The organism is Streptomyces sp. NPDC017943 (assembly GCF_044328425.1).
GTDB classification, from domain to species: domain Bacteria; phylum Actinomycetota; class Actinomycetes; order Streptomycetales; family Streptomycetaceae; genus Streptomyces; species Streptomyces djakartensis_A.
Genome location: NZ_JBIRHH010000001.1, coordinates 1,034,170 through 1,054,607 on the forward strand (window position 1 = coordinate 1,034,170; position 20,438 = coordinate 1,054,607).

17 protein-coding genes are annotated in these 20,438 nt (G+C 71.3%); 7 read left to right on the forward strand and 10 right to left on the reverse strand.

Annotated features, from left to right (window positions below; all coding sequences use genetic code 11):
• Positions 1 to 15 precede the first annotated feature (15 nt).
• Both alr and ACH4C6_RS04550 read right to left on the reverse strand, forming a co-directional pair.
• Positions 16 to 1,185, reverse strand: a complete 1,170-nt coding sequence (gene alr / locus ACH4C6_RS04545; protein ID WP_398107025.1) for an alanine racemase — start codon at positions 1,183 to 1,185, stop codon at positions 16 to 18.
• A gap of 893 nt (positions 1,186 to 2,078) precedes the next feature.
• Positions 2,079 to 3,518 carry an NAD(P)H-hydrate dehydratase gene (locus ACH4C6_RS04550; protein ID WP_398107026.1) on the reverse strand — a complete coding sequence of 480 codons (1,440 nt, stop codon included), beginning with the start codon at positions 3,516 to 3,518 and terminating at the stop codon, positions 2,079 to 2,081.
• A gap of 167 nt (positions 3,519 to 3,685) precedes the next feature.
• On the opposite strand from ACH4C6_RS04550, the gene ACH4C6_RS04555 reads away from it, so the two are divergent.
• The gene (locus tag ACH4C6_RS04555; RefSeq protein ID WP_398107027.1) at positions 3,686 to 4,006 is read left to right on the forward strand and encodes a hypothetical protein; all 321 of its coding nucleotides are present in this window, start codon (positions 3,686 to 3,688) and stop codon (positions 4,004 to 4,006) included.
• 23 nt (positions 4,007 to 4,029) lie between these two features.
• On the opposite strand, the gene ACH4C6_RS04560 is transcribed toward ACH4C6_RS04555, so the two are convergent.
• Positions 4,030 to 4,401, reverse strand: a complete 372-nt coding sequence (locus tag ACH4C6_RS04560; RefSeq protein WP_398107028.1) for a holo-ACP synthase — start codon at positions 4,399 to 4,401, stop codon at positions 4,030 to 4,032.
• A gap of 222 nt (positions 4,402 to 4,623) precedes the next feature.
• Between ACH4C6_RS04560 and ACH4C6_RS04565 the strand changes: the two genes are divergently transcribed.
• Positions 4,624 to 4,968: a hypothetical protein gene (locus tag ACH4C6_RS04565; RefSeq protein ID WP_398107029.1), complete on the forward strand. Its 345-nt coding sequence runs from the start codon at positions 4,624 to 4,626 to the stop codon at positions 4,966 to 4,968.
• 64 nt (positions 4,969 to 5,032) lie between these two features.
• Here the strand turns inward: ACH4C6_RS04565 and glmS are convergent, their stop codons facing one another.
• Positions 5,033 to 6,880, reverse strand: coding sequence for a glutamine--fructose-6-phosphate transaminase (isomerizing) (gene glmS, locus ACH4C6_RS04570; RefSeq protein WP_398107030.1), 1,848 nt, complete (start codon positions 6,878 to 6,880; stop codon positions 5,033 to 5,035).
• 403 nt (positions 6,881 to 7,283) lie between these two features.
• On the opposite strand from glmS, the gene ACH4C6_RS04575 reads away from it, so the two are divergent.
• From ACH4C6_RS04575 to ACH4C6_RS04590, 4 genes are all read left to right on the forward strand, one after another.
• Entirely contained in the window at positions 7,284 to 11,933 is a 4,650-nt protein-coding gene (locus ACH4C6_RS04575; protein ID WP_398107031.1) for an RICIN domain-containing protein, read from the forward strand.
• Positions 11,926 to 12,348 carry a hypothetical protein gene (locus ACH4C6_RS04580; RefSeq protein ID WP_398107032.1) on the forward strand — a complete coding sequence of 141 codons (423 nt, stop codon included), beginning with the start codon at positions 11,926 to 11,928 and terminating at the stop codon, positions 12,346 to 12,348. The genes ACH4C6_RS04575 and ACH4C6_RS04580 overlap by 8 nt, the downstream gene beginning before the upstream one ends.
• A 383-nt stretch (positions 12,349 to 12,731) precedes the next feature.
• Positions 12,732 to 13,700 (forward strand): type I pantothenate kinase, encoded by a 969-nt coding sequence (gene coaA, locus ACH4C6_RS04585; protein ID WP_398107033.1) that lies wholly within the window; start codon positions 12,732 to 12,734, stop codon positions 13,698 to 13,700.
• A gap of 30 nt (positions 13,701 to 13,730) precedes the next feature.
• Positions 13,731 to 14,663, forward strand: coding sequence for a DUF389 domain-containing protein (locus ACH4C6_RS04590; RefSeq protein WP_398107034.1), 933 nt, complete (start codon positions 13,731 to 13,733; stop codon positions 14,661 to 14,663).
• A gap of 119 nt (positions 14,664 to 14,782) precedes the next feature.
• Here ACH4C6_RS04590 and glmM read toward each other — a convergent pair whose 3' ends face one another.
• The 4 genes from glmM to ACH4C6_RS04610 form a co-directional block, all read right to left on the reverse strand.
• Positions 14,783 to 16,141 carry a phosphoglucosamine mutase gene (glmM, locus tag ACH4C6_RS04595; protein WP_398107035.1) on the reverse strand — a complete coding sequence of 453 codons (1,359 nt, stop codon included), beginning with the start codon at positions 16,139 to 16,141 and terminating at the stop codon, positions 14,783 to 14,785.
• A 185-nt stretch (positions 16,142 to 16,326) separates the two neighbouring features.
• Positions 16,327 to 16,839 carry a 30S ribosomal protein S9 gene (gene rpsI / locus ACH4C6_RS04600; protein WP_004927169.1) on the reverse strand — a complete coding sequence of 171 codons (513 nt, stop codon included), beginning with the start codon at positions 16,837 to 16,839 and terminating at the stop codon, positions 16,327 to 16,329.
• Positions 16,840 to 16,882: 43 nt separating this feature from the next.
• Positions 16,883 to 17,326, reverse strand: a complete 444-nt coding sequence (gene rplM, locus ACH4C6_RS04605) for a 50S ribosomal protein L13 (RefSeq protein WP_010036634.1) — start codon at positions 17,324 to 17,326, stop codon at positions 16,883 to 16,885.
• Between the two features lie 218 nt (positions 17,327 to 17,544).
• Entirely contained in the window at positions 17,545 to 17,862 is a 318-nt protein-coding gene (locus ACH4C6_RS04610) for a hypothetical protein (RefSeq protein WP_398107132.1), read from the reverse strand.
• A gap of 80 nt (positions 17,863 to 17,942) precedes the next feature.
• Between ACH4C6_RS04610 and ACH4C6_RS04615 the strand changes: the two genes are divergently transcribed.
• Positions 17,943 to 18,812 (forward strand): hypothetical protein, encoded by an 870-nt coding sequence (locus ACH4C6_RS04615; RefSeq protein WP_398107036.1) that lies wholly within the window; start codon positions 17,943 to 17,945, stop codon positions 18,810 to 18,812.
• A 7-nt stretch (positions 18,813 to 18,819) separates the two neighbouring features.
• Here ACH4C6_RS04615 and truA read toward each other — a convergent pair whose 3' ends face one another.
• On the reverse strand, positions 18,820 to 19,674 hold the full coding sequence (truA, locus tag ACH4C6_RS04620; RefSeq protein WP_398107037.1) for a tRNA pseudouridine(38-40) synthase TruA: 855 nt from the start codon (positions 19,672 to 19,674) through the stop codon (positions 18,820 to 18,822).
• Positions 19,675 to 19,820: 146 nt separating this feature from the next.
• On the reverse strand, positions 19,821 to 20,312 hold the full coding sequence (gene rplQ, locus ACH4C6_RS04625) for a 50S ribosomal protein L17 (protein WP_376329276.1): 492 nt from the start codon (positions 20,310 to 20,312) through the stop codon (positions 19,821 to 19,823).
• Positions 20,313 to 20,438: the final 126 nt, after the last annotated feature.

Below are 20,438 nucleotides of genomic sequence, written 5' to 3' on the forward strand. Positions count from 1 at the left end.
GGGTTCTCTTCCGAGTTACCCGTCCTGTTCCTCATTCACATAGACGCGAGGAACCCGCGTTCCGATCCGGGTCACGATCTCGTAGGCGATGGTTCCGGCCGCCTGGGCCCAGTCCTCGGCGGTGGGCTCCCCGCGGTCCCCGGGGCCGAAGAGGACCGCCTCGGCGCCCGGCGCGGGCTCGTCCCCGCCCAGGTCGACGACGAACTGGTCCATGGCGACCCGCCCGGCGACCGTGCGCCACTTGCCTTCGACGAGGACCGGGCCGGCCGAGGAGGCGTGCCGCGGAACGCCGTCCGCGTACCCGAGCGGCACGAGCCCGAGGGTGGTCTCGCCCGGCGTCACGTAGTGGTGCCCGTAACTGACCCCGTGCCCGCCCGGGACCCGCTTGACCAGGGCCATCGAGGCGGACAGCGTCATCACCGGGCGCAGCCCGAAGTCGGCCGGGACGCCCAGTTCGGGGCTGGGCGAGATGCCGTAGGTGGCGATGCCGGTGCGGACCAGGTCGAAGTGGCTCGCGGGGAGGGTGAGCGTGGCCGGCGAGTTGGCGATGTGCCGCACCTCGGGGCGTACGCCCCTGGCCTCGGCGTACGCGACCATCTCGCGGAACAGGGCGAGCTGGGCGGCGATGGAGGGGTGGCCGGGCTCGTCGGCGCAGGCGAAGTGGGACCACAGTCCCGTGACGCTCAGCAGACCCTCGGCCTCGGCCCGCAGCGCCTCGCGCACGAGGTCGGCCCAGTCGTCGCCGGGCTGGCAGCCGTTGCGGCCGAGTCCGGTGTCGGCCTTGAGCTGCACGCGGGCGGGCCGGTCCGCGTGCCGGGCGGCCTCGACGACCTCCCGCAGGGCCCACATGCCGCTGACGGACACGTCCAGATCGGCCTCGACGGCCTCGCGCCAGGGGCCGCCCGGTGTCCACAGCCAGCACATGATCCGGCCCGGGAGCCCGGCGGCCCGCAGGGCGAGGGCCTCCTCGGGGGTGGCGGTGCCCAACCAGGTCGCCCCGGCGTCCAGGGCGGCGCGGGCGCACGGCACAGCCCCGTGCCCGTACGCCTCGGACTTCACCACGCTCATCACGGCCGCGCCGGGCGCGTGGGCGCGCAGGGCACGCACGTTGGCCCGCAGGGCGGCCAGATCGATCTCGGCACGGGCCCGCAGGGGCGCGGTCCGTGGGGCTGTTCTCTCGCTCATCGCGCCCAGTGTCTCAGAGCCCCCCGCACCCTCCACGGCAGCGGCCCGCCCACGGAACCAAGATCACGCCGAGGCGGGGGCGAGGGCGGCGGAGCGAGGAGCCCCCGGGCTCGCGTCCGGGCCCGACAACAGCAGGACTGCTTCTCGGCCGGGCCGCTTAGGTGGCGTCGGGCCGAGGAGCGGGGGTCGCGCCGTCGGCCGTCCGCCGTCGGTGGCCCACCCGGGCGGCGGGCGGGGGCGGCGGAGCGAGGAGCCCCCGGGCTCGCGACCGGGCTCGGACCCCGACGGGACCGCCTCGGCGGGACGACCAGGAGGGCGCGGCATCGAGACCGGGGGTGCCCACGTCCCACTGGCGGCGACCGCCGGGCATGACCGGTGCCTGCCCAGGGGGCTCGTCTACGGAGCCGGGGGGCGACGGACCGCCCGCTTCAGCCTCCGGCCCCCCAGGCGTGCCGACGCGGCACCGGGGACCGGGCGGGTCATCGCCAGGCCGAGCAGCCGCGGCCACGCCGCCACCGCCGGGTGGCCCACATCAGGCAGCGCCGCCGACCGAAGAGCTCGGGCTCGCCACCGTGCCCGACCCCGCAGGACCGCCTCGACCGGGCCACCCGGAAGGCGTGCCGACGCGGCACCGGGGACCGGGCGGCTCACCACCTGGCCGAGGGCGGCGGCCACCGCACCAGCGCCGCGCGGCCCACGGCTGGGGGCCAGTGGCTCGTATTGGCCGGGCCGCCCAGGTGGCGTCGGGCCGAGGGGCGGTGGTCGCGCCGTCGGCCGTCCGCCGTCGGTGGCCCACCCCGGGAGGCGGGCGGGGGCGGTGGCCGTCGCCCCCGCAGGCCCGGCCGCGGCCGGTTCCGTCCGGTGCCCGTTCCCGGTGGGCGTCGCGCCGCCGCTCAGCCCCGCACGTTGCGCCAGGCCTCCGGGATGGTCTCCGCCACGTCGTGCGCGCCCACCGGTGCCCCGTCCGCCGCGAGCCGCCCGGCCAGGCCGTGCAGGTACGCCCCGGCGCTTCCCGCGTCCCTCGCCGTGAGGCCCGCCGCCAGCAGGGATCCGGCCAGCCCGGACAGCACGTCCCCGCTCCCGGCCGTCGCCAGCCAGCCCGTCCCGGTCGCGTTCACCCGCACCGCGCCGCCACCGGAGTCGGCCACCAGCGTGGTGGAGCCCTTGAGCAGCACGGTCGCCCCGTACCGCCGGGCCAGCTCCCGCACCGCGCCCAGCCGTCCCTCCTCGACCTCCCGGCGCTCCACACCGAGCAGGGCCGCCGCCTCCCCGGCGTGCGGGGTCATCAGCGTCGGCGCCCGGCGTTCCCGGACGGCCCCGGCGTCCGCGAGCCGCAGTCCGTCCGCGTCGATCAGCACGGGCACGTCCGTGGCCAGCACCTCCGCCACCGTCGCCGCGTCGTCTCCGGCCCCGGGTCCGACCACCCAGGCCTGCACCCGCCCCGCGTGCTTCGGCCCCCGGTCCGACACGAGCGTCTCCGGGAACCGCGCGAGGACCGCGTCCCCGGCCGGCCCGACGTACCGCACCGCGCCCGCCCCGCCGCGCAGGGCCCCCGAGACGGCCAGGACGGCGGCCCCCGGGTAGCGCGCCGACCCGGCGGCGATCCCGACGACACCCCGGCGGTACTTGTCGCTCTCGGCCGCCGGCACCGGCAGCAGCCGGGCCACGTCCGCGTGCTGCAACGCCTCCAGCTCCGGCTCGGCCGGCAGCTCCAGCCCGAGGTCGACCAGCCGCACCGACCCCGCGTACTCCCGCGCCGGATCGATCAGCAGCCCCGGCTTGTGCGTCCCGAACGTGACCGTCAGGTCGGCCCGCACCGCCGCGCCCCGCACCTCCCCCGTGGCGACGTCCACGCCGCTCGGCAGGTCGACCGCGACGACCGCTCCGCGCGACCGCTCCGCGGCGGCCGCCAGCAGCACCGCCTCCGGCCGCAGCCCGCCCTTCCCGCCGATCCCCACGATGCCGTCGACGACGAGGTCGGCACGCTCGACCAGTTCCCCGGCCCGGGCGGAACCGTCGGCCGTCACCGTCCGGCCCCCGGCCCGCCGCAGGGCCGCGAGCCCCGCCGCGTGCGCCCGGCCGGGCGCGAGCAGCACCGCGGTGACACCGGCTCCGCGCCGGGCAAGCCGGGCACCGGCGAACAGCGCGTCACCCCCGTTGTCACCGCTGCCGACCAGCAGCACGACCCTGCTCCCGTACACCCGGCCCAGCAGGTCGGCGCAGGCCGCGGCGAGCCCGGCGGCGGCGCGTTGCATCAGCGCCCCCTCCGGCAGCCGCGCCATGAGCTGCCGTTCGGCGTTCCTGACCGTCTCCACGCTGTACGCAGTACGCATGCGGTCGAGTTTCCCGCACACCGCCGTGGCCACTCCCGTCCGCCCCGCGCACGCGTCCGTGTCGCGGGCCGGTTGACGCTCCGCCAGCGGGCCGGTTGACGCTCCGCCGCCTCCCGGGCGTAAGCTCGTGCCGATTTTGAACGCGTTCAAAAGGGGGACAGTGAGACATGACCAGCTCGACGACGCCCGGTGACGACGACAGCCCCGCCTCCGCCCTGGGCTCCACCGCCCTGGCCCTCGGCGCCTTCTCGGCCGTGGGCACGTGGTTCTTCCTGATCCCCTGGACCGTCCTGGCGGGTGCGCTCGCGGTGACGTTCGGAGTGATGGGCCTGCACCACGCCCGCACAGGCACAGGCACGGGCACGGGCACCAGCCCGGGTACGGGCGCAGGCAAGGCCACGGGCCGGATGTGGCCCGCGATCGCCGGTACGGCACTGGGCGCGGCGGGCGTCCTCGGTACGGCCGTGCTGCTCTGGGCGATGGCGTAGGAGACGGAGGACCCCACCCGGTCTCAGCCCTCGGCGATCACCACGGCCGAGGCGACGCCCGCGTCATGACTGAGCGACAGGTGCCACGAGGTCACGCCCAGTTCGGCGGCGCGGGCGGCGACCGTCCCGCTCACCCGCAGCCGGGGCCGGCCGCTGTCCTCGACGTACACCTCGGCGTCGGTCCACAGCAGTCCACCCGGTGCGCCGAGCGCCTTGGCGAGGGCCTCCTTGGCGGCGAACCGCGCCGCGAGGGAGGCCACGCCCCGCCGCTCCCCGCTGGGCAGCAGCAACTCCTGCTCGACGAACAGCCGCTGGGCCATCGCGGGCGTGCGTTCCAGGGACGCCGCGAACCGCTCGATCTCGGCAACGTCGATGCCGACCCCGATGATGCTCATGCGCAGCACCCTACGGTCCGCCCGGCCACCGAGGCGCCGCCGTGCCGGGCACAAGGGCACCGGCGTTCCCGGCAGCAACCTCCTCCCCCGCACCCGCGCACCCAGCCCACGGCAATGGCCAGCACAGACCCCTCGTCATTCAACTCCCGTCCGCTCTTGTACAGTTCGCGACGACCGCGATGAGCAAACGGCATCGCACCGAAACGGGAGGACACACAGACCATGAGGTTCAAGTCGCTGGGTACGGCGGCCACGTCGGCGGCCCTGTTCGCCACCGCCCTCACCGGCACCGTCGCGACGGCCGGCACGGCGGCCGCGGCTCCGCAGGACTGCAGCAAGGCGATCGTGAACGTCACCGCCAAGGAGACCGTGAACGTCCGCTCCGCGCCGAAGAAGTCGGCCACGGCCCTCGGCATCTGGGGCAAGGGCAAGCGCGGCGGCGTCTGCAACGACGGCAAGGCCTACAAGGGCGGCTCGTACACGGCCTGCGGCAAGACCAGCAACATGTGGTACTACGGCGGCGACAAGGTCAACGGCTGGGTGCCGAAGACCTGCATCAACTGGTAGTCACCGAGTGCGGGGCGGGCGGGGTGAACGGCTGGGCCTGTTTACTCCGCCCCTCTCCCCTTCGCTACTCCACCGTCACGGACTTCGCCAGATTGCGCGGCTGGTCCACCTCGTTGCCCCGGGCCGTCGCCAGCTCGCAGGCGAACACCTGCAACGGGACCGTCGTCACGAGCGGCTGCAACAGGGTCGGCGTGACCGGGACGCGGATGAGGTGGTCCGCGTAGGGCACCACCGCCTCGTCGCCCTCCTCCGCGATCACGATGGTCCGCGCGCCCCGGGCCCGGATCTCCTGGATGTTGGACACGATCTTGTCGTGCAGCACCGACCGCCCGCGCGGCGACGGCACGACCACGACGACCGGCAGGTCCTCCTCGATCAGCGCGATCGGCCCGTGCTTCAGCTCGCCGGCCGCGAAGCCCTCGGCGTGCATGTACGCCAACTCCTTCAGCTTCAGCGCGCCCTCCAGAGCCACCGGATAGCCCACGTGCCGGCCGAGGAACAGCACCGTGTCCTTCGAGGCCAGCGTGCGTGCCAGCTCCCGCACCGGTTCCATGGTGCCCAGCACCTGCTCCACCGCCCCGGAGATGGAGGACAGGTCGCGGATCACCGCCCGGATCTCGTCGCCCCACTTGGTGCCCCGCACCTGGCCCAGGTACAGCGCGACCAGGTAGCAGGCGACGAGCTGGGTCAGGAACGCCTTGGTCGAGGCGACGGCGACCTCGGGACCGGCGTGCGTGTAGAGCACCGCGTCGGACTCGCGCGGGATCGTCGAGCCGTTGGTGTTGCAGATCGCCAGCACCTTCGAGCCCTGCTCGCGGGCGTGCCGCAGCGCCATGAGGGTGTCCATGGTCTCGCCGGACTGCGAGATGGCCACGACCAGGGTCCGGGCGTCCAGGATCGGGTCCCGGTAGCGGAACTCGCTGGCCAGCTCCACCTCGCACGGCATCCGTGTCCAGTGCTCGATGGCGTACTTGGCGATCATCCCGGCGTGGAAGGCCGTACCGCACGCCACGATGACGACCTTGTCGATCTCGCGCAGCAGGCGCGGCGGGATCCGCACCTCGTCCAGGGTGAGCGAACCCGAGCCGTCGATCCGGCCGAGCAGCGTGTCGGCGACCGCCTTGGGCTGCTCGGCGATCTCCTTGAGCATGAAGTAGTCGTAGCCGCCCTTCTCGGCGGCCGAGGCGTCCCAGTCGACGTGGTACGAGCGCACCTGCGCCGGGCGGCCGTCGAAGCCCGTCACCACCACGCCGTCCCGGCGCAGCTCCACGACCTGGTCCTGCCCCAGCTCGATCGCGGACCGGGTGTGCTCGATGAACGCGGCGACGTCCGAGGCGAGGAAGGCCTCGCCCTCGCCGACGCCGACCACCAGGGGCGAGTTGCGCCGCGCGCCCACCACCACGCCGGGCTCGTCCGCGTGCACGGCGACCAGCGTGAACGCCCCTTCCAGCCGACGGCACACCAGCCGCATCGCCTCGGCGAGGTCCGCGCAGGAGGAGAACTCCTCGGCGAGCAGGTGCGCCACGACCTCCGTGTCGGTCTCGGAGGACAACGCGTGCCCGCGCTCCTCCAGTTCGGCCCGCAGCGCGGCGAAGTTCTCGATGATGCCGTTGTGCACGACCGCGACGCGTCCCGCGTTGTCGATGTGCGGATGGGCGTTCTCGTCGGTCGGACCGCCGTGGGTGGCCCACCGGGTGTGGCCGATGCCCGTCGGCCCCGTCGGCAGCGGCCTGCCGTCCAGCTCCTTCTCCAGATTCAGCAGCTTCCCGGCCTTCTTGGCCGTCGCCAGCCCGCCGTCGGCCAGCACGGCGACACCCGCGGAGTCGTAACCCCGGTACTCCAGCCGCCTGAGCCCGGCCATCACGACCTCGAGCGCGGACTGCGGCCCCACGTATCCCACGATTCCACACATGGGCGGCAGCTTAGGGTCGACCCGGGCACGGAACAGGGCTTTGCGTGCCCGATTTCGGAAATTCCACCGGGGGTAATCGGGGCGTCCGGTCACCAGCCCGCCCTGTGAGCTCCGTCGAGTGGATCACGTGGCCGCATCCGCGGCCGAAGGTTCTTTTGCGCCAGCGCGCCCGAGGGGCAAGAAAGAACGCTGGTCGATTCGAACGTGTGCACCTAGGATGATCGTCGCGCTCGGCGGAGCTGACCACTCGGCCGCACAGCGCTTCACCAGGCGACCGGGGGGACATCGTCGCCACAGGGGGAAAACGCACCGGTACGCCTGATGCCGACGGTTCACCAGGCGATCCTCCTCGGCTGCTCCGACGGCCCCCCGTGCGCCTTCCGTAGCGACGAGGGGACGTTTTGTGCGCCCGAGACCAGGGCCTTTCCTGCCCATATCCCGGTTTCTGTCCAGATCCGGCCGACCACGGCTGCTGACGGCCGTCGTCACGTCTGCCGCGGCCGCTGCCGTACTGGCTGGCGTGGCCGTTCAGCCGGGGGTACTGGACCAGTTGACCGGCACGGAAGCGGCCGCCCCGACGGGCGGTTCCTCCGACTGGTCCGACGACACGGCGGCCGAGCAGCTGCGGCAGGACCAGTGCCTGATGGCGGACGTCCTGCGGCTGGGCGGGCCGTCCATGGCCGCGGCCGCACAGGACGGACTCGACCAACCGCCGGACAAGCTGCACGCGCTGGCGAACCGGGCGCACTGGGAAGACACCCCCTTGGCCCAGGCATACCAGCGGGACAAGGAGGCGGCGCGGAAAGAACTCGATGTCGTCTACGGCCTTCGAAACCAGTGGGCGAAGCCTCTCGACGGCTTGGAGACTCCGGGCGGGTTCACGGTCACCGGCTTCCACTGGCCTCCTGGAGGCCCGGGTGACGACGAGAAGGACTTCCACAGCCAGACCGGCCTGACCCAGTGGATCGCCGACAGATTCTGGAAGGTTGAGTCCGACTTCTACGAGGACCCCACACCCAAGGCCGACGAAAAGACCCTGAAGGCCGTCACCGACCTGGGGACTCCGCTCTACGGCGAGAAGACCCGCGACCCGAGCCTGCCCACAGACGAATGGGAACGGCAGTACCAGGAACGACGGGCGTTCGAAGGGCTGCTCGACACCTTCCGGGGCAAGGGCGCCGATGACGCCCGGCTCTTCCTCGCCTCCGGTGGTTTTCCGCGTACCGCTCCCGAGCCCGGCACGGCCGAGTACCGGATCGCCGTCGAGGATCTGAAGAGCCGGTACGCGTCGTGTGCCTGGCGGGACCCGATCGACCCCAACAAGGCCCTGGACGGCATCACCGAGACCGCCACGTCGGAGTGGCAGCAGGAGATCGCCTCGCAGGCGGCCCAGCGCAACCAGATCCTGAAGTCCAGCAAGGAGGCAACCAGCGCTCTCGCCGACGGGGCGAAGGCGCTGGGGAATCTGCTGGGGCACTCCTGGGTGGCGGACCACCTGGTCCGCTGGCAGGACTACTGGGCGCCCGGCGGCGCGGGCTGGATCGGTGACTCCCCCGCCGTCATCCAGGTGGAGGCGGCCAAGGGCAAGTGCCTGGACGCGGAGGGCGGCCGAACCACGTCCGGCACACCGGTGCAGATCTACACCTGCAACAACTCCACCGGACAGCAGTGGCAGCTTCGTGCTGCCTCCCCTGACACCTACTCCCTCGTCAACTACAAGTCCGGCAAGTGCCTGGACGTCGAGAACAGCAACCCGGCCAACGGCACGAAGATCCAGATATGGACGTGCAACGACAGCAAGGCACAGGAGTGGGCACTCGACGTCCGCGCCGCCGGTGAGCTGCGCAACGTCGCCACGGACAAGTGCCTGGACCTGAACAAGTTCGAGAACAGCCACAACGCCTGGCTGTGGGGGTGCAACGGCACGAACCCGCAGAAGTTCCGACTCGTCCCCAAGGGTCACGCGGGAGCGGACACCCAGTTCTACCCGGACAAGGCGCAGTTCGAGCAGGCCAAGAGGGGCGTCACTGCGGCGCAGACGCAGGCGAAGAAGCAGCTCGACGTTCTCAAGGCCCAGTTGGCCGCGGCGAAGAAGGCTGCCGCCGCGACCGATGTCGCACAGAAAGCCGCGTACGGCGTCGCCGATGGAGCGGGCGCACCGCGGGGGCGTGGTCTGCTGGTGGGTCAGCAGAAGGCTCAGGTCACCAAGGGCGCGACAGCGGCCTTGGAAGCGCTGGTGAAGGCCGGTGAGACCGCCGAGGCGGCCACCCGCGCCTCAGCGGGGGACAGCGCGACCATCGCGCAGCGCGCGCTGGCGCAGGCCGCCCAGTCGAAGGCCGAGTTCCGCAAGGCCGCCGCAGCGATGGCCGAGTCGCAGGCAAAGGCCGCCGCGGACGCGGCGAAGGTGCACCGCGACAACGCCAAGAAGGACAAGGAGACCGCGGAGGCCAAGCTCGCCGACGCGGTGAAGGCCGAGGGCCAGGCCAAGGCGGCCGCCGCCGAGGCCCACGCCAAGCGCCTGGCGGCCGAGGCCGAGGAGAAGACGGCCGAGGCGGAGAAGAAGACGGCGGCCGCCAAGCAGGCCGAGGCCGCCCAGCACAGGAAGAACGCCGAATCCGAAGCCACCAAGGCCAAGGACGCCAAGGACAAGGCGGAGGCGGCCGAGGGCACGGCGGTCGAGAAGAAGAACGCCGCGGTCAAGGCCCGCGACAAGGCCCGTGACCTGCGCGACGACGCGTGGGACGCCGAGCAGAAGGCCGACGCGGCCCGCGCGAAGGCCGACGCGAAGGAGGCGTACGCCGAGTCACTGGAGGCAGGGGAGGCAGCCGAGGACGCGCGCGCCGCGGCCAACGCGGCGGACAAGCACGCTGACGACGCCGAGACCGCTGCCGGCAAGGCCCGCTCCGAAGCGGACGCCGCGACCAAGGCGGCGGCGGACGCGGACGCTGCGGCCACCCGGGCGGAGGCGGCGGCCAAGCGCTCCCGCGCCCACGCCGACGCCGCGCAGGCCGCAAAGCTGAAGTCGGACGCCGCGGTGAAGACCGCGACGAGCGCCGCCGCCGACGCCATCAAGGCCTCGCAGCATGCCTCCGCCGAGGCCAAGACGGCCGTGGAGATGGCCGACGAGGCGGAGAAGCAGGCCAAGACGGCCAAGTCCCAGGCGGACGAGGCGAACAAGGAAGCCGGAAAGGCCCTGGCCGCCTCGGCGAAGGCCGCGGGCTTCGCGCACATCACCGCCCAGGCCGCCGTCGACGCCGGAAAGGCCGCCGCACAGGTCGCCAAGCCCGCCAACGACGCGATCCAGCTCGGCAGCCCGTACGTCGACAAGGACTCGGCCGCCGGACTGGTGGTCCTGACGGGCCAGGCGTCGAAGTCGATCGCCGACCGCCAGCAGGCCGTCGCAGACGCCCACGCCAAGAACGCGGCGGCGGAGGCCTCGGCGGCCAAGAACCTCGCCGACCAGGCACAGGGCGACGCGAAGGCCGCCTACCAGCACGCGGCCAACGCGGCCGGGCACGCCGCCACCGCCCGCACCTACGCCAAGGAGGCCCTCGGCTACGCCGCCGACGCCGCCAAAGCCGCGTCCAAGGCAGCCGCGTCCCTGGCCCGCACCGTCGAGTACAACCGCAAGGCGACCGAGGACGCCGAAGCCGCCGACAAGGCGGCCGGCCGCGCCGAGAACCACGCCAAGGACGCCCGCGACTCGGCGGACCAGGCAGCCCTCGACGCCGAGGCCGCCCGCACGGCCGCCTCGGAAGCCGAACAGGCGGCCAAGGACGCCCGAGCAGCAGCCGACCGCGCCGACACGGCGGCCACCGAGGCCGAGGAGGCGGCGAAGGACGCCGAACAGTACGCCAGGGATGCCCAGGAAGCGGCCGACAGAGCCGAGAAACAAGCCCGCGCGCAGCAGATCGAAACGGGAACTGTCGTCGATGAGACCGGCGGCGCCATCGGCAACATGTTCTACGTCGTCGACCATCTCGACAAGATCGGTGATCCGCAAACGGTCAGGAAGACTGACGGCTGCGACGGCTGGATCGACAAGCTCTTCTACAAGGGCGACTGCACGATCACGGCAAAGATCCGTTTCAAAGCTGTCCTAGACCTGTACATGTGCACCGCACACGACCTGGACCTGCAGCGGTTCACGTGCCCCTCCAGCGCGACGGTCTACCTGGGTCAGCACACGACCAAGGAACTGTCCACCGAGGTCAGCCGAACCATCACGATTGCGGAGTACCAGAAGAACGTCGACCCGATCGACATCCTTTTCGGAAGCTGGATCAAGTGCGCCCAGAAGATCGCACCGGGCGGTGCCGGAGGCAGCTGGAGTGGGTGCGCCTGGGCGACTGTCGACGTCGCAGCCCTGTTCGCCGGCAAAATTCTCAGGCCCATCGCGGACGCCGTCAGGGCGGTTGACGCTGCCGCTCGCACAGGCATCGGCTTCACCGAGGCATATCAAGCCTTGCGTGCACTTGGCCTCGCCGAAGACGTCATCTTCCGCATCGGGACCAAGGGACTCGACGGACTGGTCAAGACCTGCACCAGGGTCCGAGGTCTTGGTCTCTCACGAGCAGCCTCGGTCGCAGACGCATGCCCCCGGGGGTTGATTGCTTACAGCAGCGACGAGATGAGCCGCCTCGCATATCAGTACAGGACCACAAATGGGTACTACGGAGCGGACCACAATGTCGCTGTCGCGAAGGTGCCGGGATGGAACGATCCCAAGACTGGCGACTTCGTGATCGCCAACAGCGGCTTCGCCGGCCACTCTGAGACAGCAATCTTGGAGAAGCTGAAGGCAAAGGGCTTCGACCCCAAGCAGATCACCGCTCTGTACACGGAACGGCAGCCTTGCCCTGACTGCGCCTCCGCCTTGACCGGCGCCCTCAAGGAAGGCACACCTATTACCTGGTCCGTCCCCTATCACCCCTCTTTCGCCAAGGAAGCGAAGGATCTACTCGCCCGCTATGTAAGGCAGGCCAGAGGGGAACGTATGGCACGTCACGCAACAACCAACCACCTAGGCGAGGAACGAGCGCCCCATGTCTGAGCCTGCCTTCGACATGCATCCAACAGCCACACCCGAGGTCATCGCCGAACGTCAATCGCTGGCGGAACAAGTGTGCCGGGAGCTGCGCCGAGCCGGCCTTCCCGTGTACCGCGGTGACTTCAGCGGCGGACCGGACGGCAGACCCGGCGTGGACGTGCATGTAGAGCCCTTCATCGAAGGTGGGGTGTACGCCGACTGGTTCGCCGACCCGGAGTTGAGGGATGCAGCTCTCGATCTCTTCGCGCAAGGAATCGACTACTCGAATCCGCCTCCGGTCGTCGGTCACCACAACACGGTTCTTCGACTCATGCAGGTCGCACTCCTGGGAATCCTCACTTCAGCGGGATTCGAGGTCGAAGAACCCGACCCCCACGGGCACGGGAGCATGGTGCGCGTGCTGGGTCTTCGGGGCTGAATCGACCGCGAAGGCCTGCCGAAGCCGGCGTGTTCAGCGGTCGGCAGTCCCTCGAGCCACCGGGTCGTGTCAATCCCTCGGTTCCTGGTCCGGCGGAAGCCGGGTCGCCGGCCTCAGCTTCAGCCAGGCCGACATGCTCGCGAACCGACTGGGCCACGCGCGGTCCCTGGTGACAGAGGACCTCAATCACCAACCGTGACCCGACGAGACCCCGGAGGGAGGAGGGCCACCTCCTCCCTCCGTGTCGTCCGAGCCACGTCGTGAAGCGCGCCGGTCACCGTCCAGTCGACGACGAACGAAGTGGAACCCCCGCGTGACCGATCCCACCCCCCCATCCGTTCGTACTCCCGTAACAATGGACTGTGATCTCTCCGGTCTCCCCGATGCCCCGGAGCGCCCACCGGCCCCGTCCGGAGGCGACTCCCTACGTCGATCTCACCCGAGCCGAGTGGAGCGCGCTGCGTGACAAGACGCCGCTGCCGCTCACGGCCGAGGAGGTCGAGAAGCTGCGCGGTCTGGGCGATGTCATCGACCTCGACGAGGTGCGGGACATCTACCTGCCGCTGTCCCGGCTCCTCAACCTCTACGTCGGTGCCACGGACGGCCTCAGAGGGGCGCTGAACACGTTCCTCGGCGAGACGGGCTCCCAGGCCGGCACCCCGTTCGTCATAGGAGTCGCCGGATCGGTCGCCGTCGGCAAGTCGACCGTCGCCCGCCTGCTCCAGGCCCTGCTGTCCCGCTGGCCCGAGCACCCCCGCGTCGAGCTGGTCACCACCGACGGCTTCCTGCTCCCCACCAAGGAGCTCCAAGCCCGCGGCCTGATGTCCCGCAAGGGCTTCCCGGAGTCCTACGACCGCCGCGCGCTCACCCGCTTCGTCGCCGACATCAAGGCCGGCAAGGACGAGGTCACCGCCCCCGTCTACTCCCACCTGATCTACGACATCGTCCCCGACGAGCGCCTCACCGTGCGCCGCCCGGACATCCTGATCGTCGAGGGCCTGAACGTCCTGCAGCCCGCCCTGCCCGGCAAGGACGGCCGCACCCGGGTCGGCCTCGCCGACTACTTCGACTTCAGCGTGTACGTCGACGCCCGGGTCGAGGACATCGAGCACTGGTACCTCGACCGCTTCCGGAAGCTGCGCGCGACGGCGTTCCAGAACCCCTCCTCCTACTTCCGCAAGTACACGCAGGTCTCGGAGGAGGAGGCCCTCGACTACGCCCGTACCATGTGGCGCACGATCAACCGGCCGAACCTGGTGGAGAACATCGCCCCCACCCGCGGCCGTGCCACCCTCGTCCTGCGCAAGGGCCCGGACCACAAGGTGCAGCGGCTCAGCCTGCGCAAGCTGTGACCCCCGGGGAAAGTGGGTTCGATGGGAGCCATGCTTCACCTGCGTCTGATCTCGCCGGCCGACCGGACCGGTGAGGTGCTGCGCCTGGTCGAGGGGACGGTCGGCACCGCCCATCTCGTCGTCCTGCCCGGCGCCGCCCGCGACCCGGCCGGGGACGTCGTGATGTGCGACGTGGCGCGGGAGGCGGGCGACGAGCTGCTCGCCGGCCTGCGGAGGCTGGGCATCGACACCAGCGGTTCCATCGCCGTCGAGTCGATCGACCTGTCGCTGTCGGAGCGGGCCGAGCGCGCCGAGGCCGACGCGCCCGGCGAGGGCGCGGACGCCGTGCTGTGGGAGCAGCTGACGGAGGCGACCCACGAGGAGTCGACCCTCTCCGCGACCTACCTGGCCTTCATCACGCTCGCCACGATGATCGCGGCCTGCGGTGTGGTGCTGGACAACGCGATCCTGATCGTCGGCGCGATGGCGGTCGGCCCGGAGTTCGGCCCCCTCGCCGGTATCAGCACGGCGATCGTCCGCCGCCGCCCGCGCCTGGCCCTGCGTTCACTGATCGCGCTGCTGGTCGGTTTCGCGGCGGCCATGGCCGTGACGGTCGGCTTCAGCCTGTTCATGGACTCCGTGAGCCTGTTCAGCGAGGCCCGGCTGGAGGCGGACCGCCCCAACACCGGCTTCATCTACGCGCCCGACTGGTTCTCCTTCGTCGTGGCGGTCCTGGCCGGGACCGCCGGCACGCTGTCGCTGACCTCGGCGAAGTCGGGCGCCCTGGTGGGCGTGGCCATCTCGGTGACCACGATCCCGGCGGCGGCGAACGCGGCGGTGGCCCTGAGCTACGGCGACATGTCCCAGACCCGGGGCTCCTCGGAGCAGCTCCTGCTGAACCTGCTGGGCATCATCGTCGCCGGCACCCTCACCCTCCTGATCCAGAAGGGGCTGTGGTCCAGGCAGCACAAGACCACGCGCTAGGCGGCAACGCCTGCCAGGGGCGCGGGGAACTGCGCGACGAGCCACGACGGCCCGCAAGCCCGCGGACGACGACAGCCCCCACCCCGAACCCGCCCCACCCTCAAGCACCGGGGCGGCGACTACCCCAGCGCCGACTTCACCGCATCGGCCAGCCGCCCCGCCACGGCCCGGGCCTGCCCGAGGTCGGCGGCCTCGACCATCACCCGCACCAGCGGCTCCGTGCCCGAGGGCCGCAGCAGCACCCGGCCGGTCGACCCCAGCTCCCGCTCCGCGTCGGAGACGGCGGCCGACAGCTCGGCGGAGGTCTTCACCCGGGACTTGTCCACGTCCGGCACGTTGATCAGCACCTGCGGCAGCCGCTCCATGACGGAGGCCAGCTCGCGCAGCGGACGTCCGCTCCCGGCGACCCGGGCCGCCAGCATCAGCCCCGTCAGGGTGCCGTCACCGGTCGTCGCGTGGTCGAGGATGATCACGTGCCCGGACTGCTCACCGCCGAGGGCGAACCCGTGCTCCTTCATCTCCTCCAGCACGTACCGGTCGCCGACGGCCGTCTGCACGAGGCGGATGCCCTCGCGCTCCATGGCCAGCTTGAAGCCCAGGTTGGACATCACCGTCGCCACGACGGTCTCGGAGCGCAGCGTGGACCGCTCCCGCATCGCCAGCGCGAGCACGGCGAGGATCTGGTCCCCGTCCACCTCCTCGCCGGTGTGGTCCACGGCGAGGCAGCGGTCGGCGTCGCCGTCGTGCGCGATGCCCAGGTCGGCGCCGTGCTCGACGACGGCGGCCTTGAGCTTGTCGAGGTGCGTCGAGCCGCACCCGTCGTTGATGTTGAGGCCGTCCGGCTCGGCCCCGAGGGTGACGACCTCGGCGCCGGCCCGCTGGAACGCCTCGGGCGAGACCCGGGCCGCGGCGCCGTGCGCCTCGTCCAGGACGACCTTCAGCCCCTCCAGCCGGTTCGGCAGGACACCCAGCAGATGCTCGACGTACCGGTCGAAGCCCTCGCCGTACTCGCGCACGCGGCCCACTCCGGCGCCGGTCGGCCGGTCCCAGGGGGCGCCGGTGCGGTGCTCCTCGTAGACGGACTCGATCCGGTCCTCCAGCTCGTCGGCGAGCTTGTGGCCGCCGCGGGCGAAGAACTTGATGCCGTTGTCGGGCATGGCGTTGTGGCTCGCGGAGAGCATCACGCCGAGGTCGGCGCCCAGCTCCCCGGTCAGGAACGCCACCGCGGGCGTCGGCAGCACACCGACGCGCAGGACGTCCACCCCGGCGCTGGCCAGACCCGCGACCACCGCGGCCTCCAGGAACTCCCCGGACGCCCGCGGGTCACGTCCGACCACAGCGGTGGGCCGGTGCCCCTCGAACGTGCCCGCCTCGGCCAGTACGTGCGCCGCGGCCACGGACAGGCCCAGGGCCATCTCCGCCGTCAGATCCGCGTTGGCGACACCGCGCACGCCGTCCGTGCCGAAGAGTCGTCCCACAGTGGTGTCCTCCGTAGTGCTGAAGAGAATGCGGCAGTGCCGAAGAGAGTGCGGCTCACCTTCCCGCGTACCTTCCCTGAGACTGTCCGGGACCGGTAGGGGTTGTGTAAACGAACCGCCCCGGCAGCACAACCGTGCCGCCGGGGCGATCGAGGCGAAGCCAGTCGCGAGGACGGGCGTCGCGTTTAGCGCTTGCTGTACTGCGGAGCCTTGCGGGCCTTCTTCAGACCGGCCTTCTTGCGCTCGACCGCACGGTCGTCGCGCTTGAGGAAGCCGGCCTTCTTCAGCGGGCCGCGGTTGTTGTCGACGTCGGCCTCGTTCAGCGCGCGCGCGACACCGAGACGGAGGGCGCCGGCCTGGCCGGAGACACCGCCACCGGCGATGCGGGCGATGACGTCGTAACGGCCCTCGAGCTCGAGAACCTTGAACGGCTCGTTGACTTCCTGCTGGTGCACCTTGTTCGGGAAGTAGTCCTCGAGGGTGCGACCGTTGATCTTCCACTTGCCGGTGCCCGGGACGATCCGGACGCGGGCGATGGCGTTCTTGCGACGGCCCAGGCCGGCGGCCGGCTGGGGCTCGCCGAAGCGGGAAGCCATGGACTCCGAGGTGTACTCGCCCTCGACGGGCACCTCGGACTCGGTGGTGTAGCTGTCGATGTCAAGCTCTTCGAGCGGCTGCTCGGCAGTGGTCTCGGCCACGATTCTCCTCAGATTCTGTTCGGTCTAGGGGTGGTGGCCGGACTTACTGCGCGACCTGGGTGATCTCGTACGGCTGCGGCTGCTGCGCGCCGTGCGGGTGCTGGTCACCCTTGTAGACCTTCAGCTTCGAGAGCATCTGACGGCCCAGCGTGTTCTTGGGGAGCATGCCCTTGACGGCCTTCTCGATGGCCTTCTCGGGGTTCTTGTCGAGCAGCTCGTCGTAGCGGACGGAGCGCAGACCACCCGGGTAGCCGGAGTGGCGGTACGCCATCTTCTGGGTCCGCTTGTTGCCGGACAGGTGCACCTTGTCGGCGTTGATGATGATGACGAAGTCACCAGCGTCGACGTGCGGCGCGTAGATCGGCTTGTGCTTGCCGCGGAGGAGCGTCGCGGCAGTGGTGGCGAGACGACCCAGGACAACGTCCTGAGCGTCGATGACGTGCCACTGGCGCGTCACATCGCCGGGCTTGGGGCTGTACGTACGCACGGTTCGTAGCCTTCGCTTCGAGTGAATGGTCCATAACTGGTCACCGAAACGATCACGACAGCCTGGACCGCACTGCGGCGACGCATACCGCGTACGTGGGGTCGCTGGTCATCGGCCCGGTGGACCGGTGTAAGGGCCCGTCCCGTGAGAATGAGCAAGCCAATACACAACGAACAAGCAGAATACCGGTGCACTCCACAAGGGTCAAAACGCGGTCCTCACCGCGCCCGCGCACCGCTCCGGGCGTCCCTCGGCGTGCACACGGCGGCACACACCGTCACCACCCGTCTCAGGCTCCGGCGGCGCACCGGCCGTGCGTACGGGAACACCGACGAGAGCAGCAGATCCACACCCACGGCGAGGCACCACCCCGCCACGGACCCTCCCCCGCGCGGCCGCCGCAGCGCCCGCACCGCTCCCACCACGACCGATGGCCACACGCCCGCGCCGAGCGACGGCCACGACGGCAGGCAGACCAGCACCAGCACCGCCGGCAGCAGCCGCCCCAACCACCCGCAGATGTCGTCTTTGCCCATGCGCACGGGCGCAACGCTAGGGGCTGCGAGGCCGATCCGGGCGGACCAGCACACCCCATGTCCCGTCTAAGATGCGGCCCATGAGCATTGGGCAGGGGGGACCTCAGTCCCAGTGGGATCCCTGGAAACCGCAGTCGCAGCAGCCCTGGAGCAGCGGGGGCGGCCAGTCCCCCGACTGGGCCGCGCTCGCCGAGGCCTCCGAGGCCCGCAACAAACGACGCCGGCTGCTGCTGATCGGCGGCGGCGCGCTCGCCACCGTCGCCATCGGCACGGCCGTCGCGGTGGCCGTGGTCTCGGCCAACGGCGACGACCGGGCGAACAACCCGGCCTCCCTGCCCACGGCGGACATCCCCAGCGGCACGTCGTCGGCGCCGTCGTTCGCCCCGACCAGCGCCCCGCCCCCGCTGGACCCCAAGGACTTCATCGCCAGCGCCAAGAAGGACAAGGCCCCGCTCAGCCCGGAGACGCTCTTCCCCGGCACCCAGCTGACGATGGGCGACACCGTCTACAAGAAGGGGCCCACCGCCGACACGAGGAACTGCGCCTCGGCCGCCGGCGGCACCCTCCCCAAGGCCCTCACCGCCCACGACTGCACGCGCCTGATACGCGTGACCTACGTCAAGGACGGCATCGCCGTCACGATGGGTGTGGCCGTCTTCGACACCGAGGCGCAGGCGCTCAAGGCCAAGGACCAGGCCGACAAGCGGAGCTTCGTCAAGTCGCTGTCCGGCGGCGGCGTGAAGGGCTTCTGCGAGTCCGCCATCTGCAACACGACGACCAACGCCTACGGCCGCTACGCCTACTTCGCCAACTCCGGGTTCACCAGCGGCAAGGACGTCACCCCGAAGGACACCGCGGTCTTCCGCACCAGCAACGACCTTCAGCAGTTCACGTTCAACCAGATCCGCCGCCGCGGTGAGGCCCAGGCATCGGCCGCGGCGAACGAGTAGCCGGCGCTCAGCAGCACCCGGCCGTCGGCAACGACCGTTTGTTGCGCGCCTCCTTGCTGCGCGCGGCGAGCAACTCGTCGGCCGGGTAGCCGACTTCCTCCAGCGTCAGCCCGTGCGGCCGGACGACGTGCACGGCCGAGTCGCGGACGCCCGCCGCCAGCACCTTGCCGGGCCAGTCGGCCGGCCGGTGCCCGTCCCCCACGAACAGCAGCGCCCCGATGAGCGAGCGCACCATGTTGTGGCAGAACGCGTCGGCCCGCACGGTCGCGGTGATGATCCCGTCGTCCCCCCGCACCAGGCTCAGCTCCTGGAGGGTGCGGATGGTGGTGGCGCCCTCCCGCTTCTTGCAGTACGCGGCGAAGTCGTGCTCGCCGAGCAGCCCGCGGGCGGCCTCGTTCATGGCGTCGACGTCCAACGGCCAGTCGTGCCACAGGACATGGCCGCGCAGCAGCGGGTCGACCCCACCGGGGTTGTCGGTGACCCGGTACGCGTAGCGCCGCCAGATCGCCGAGAAGCGGGCGTCGAATCCGCTGGGCGCCTCCCTGAGGGCCCAGACCCGGACGTCCCGGGGCAGCCGCCCGGCGAGCCGCTTGAGCAGCTTCTGGTGGTGCTCGTGCCACACCTCGCGCGGCAGATCGACGTGGGCGACCTGCCCCCGGGCGTGCACACCGGCGTCGGTGCGCCCCGCGACGGTCAGCTCGTACGTCTCCCGCGACCGCGTCACGGTCCGCAGGGCGTCCTCGATCTCGCCCTGCACGGTGCGCCGCCCCCCGGCCTGCTTGGCCCAGCCGGAGAACTCGCTCCCGTCATAGGAGAGATCCAGCCTCACCCGCACGAACCCGGCCTCTACCTCGTCACTCACCCCAGGATCCTCTCACCGAAACGAAGGCGGGCCCGCCCCCTTCTCCAGGGAACGGACCCGCCAACAACGCCCTCCAGGGGCGCGGGGAACTGCGCGAACAACCACGACGAAGCCGCAGCCGCCGACGCACAGCCCCCGGCAGACGCTTACGCGTCCTTGGACTCCTCGGCGGGAGCCTCGTCGGCCTTGGTCGTGTCGACCTGGGCCTCGGCAGCCTCGTTGTCCTTCGCGGCGCGCTTGGTCGCGGCCTCGGCCTCGCCGGTCGCCTCCTGCGCCACCGTCAGACCCTCGACCAGCTCGATGACGGCCATGGGCGCGTTGTCGCCACGGCGGTTACCGATCTTGGTGATGCGGGTGTAGCCACCCGGACGGTTCTCGTAGCGCGGGCCGATCTCGGTGAAGAGCGTGTGCACGATGCTCTTGTCCGTGATGACCTGGAGCACCTGACGACGGTTGTGAAGGTCGCCCTTCTTCGCCTTGGTGACCAGACGCTCGGCGTACGGCCGCAGACGGCGGGCCTTCGCCTCGGTGGTGGTGATGCGACCGTGCTCGAACAGCGACTTCGCGAGGTTCGCGAGCATCAGCTTCTCGTGCGCGGCGCTGCCGCCCAGACGGGCACCCTTGGTGGGCTTCGGCATGGTGTTTCTCCTAGGTGTCTGCCCCGGCCGTATCAGGTACCGGGGTCAGTATCCGAGCAGGCGGTCGCCTGTCGGAGACCCCGCGCCCCAAAGGGGCGCGGGGAACTGCGCGACCAGCCACAACGG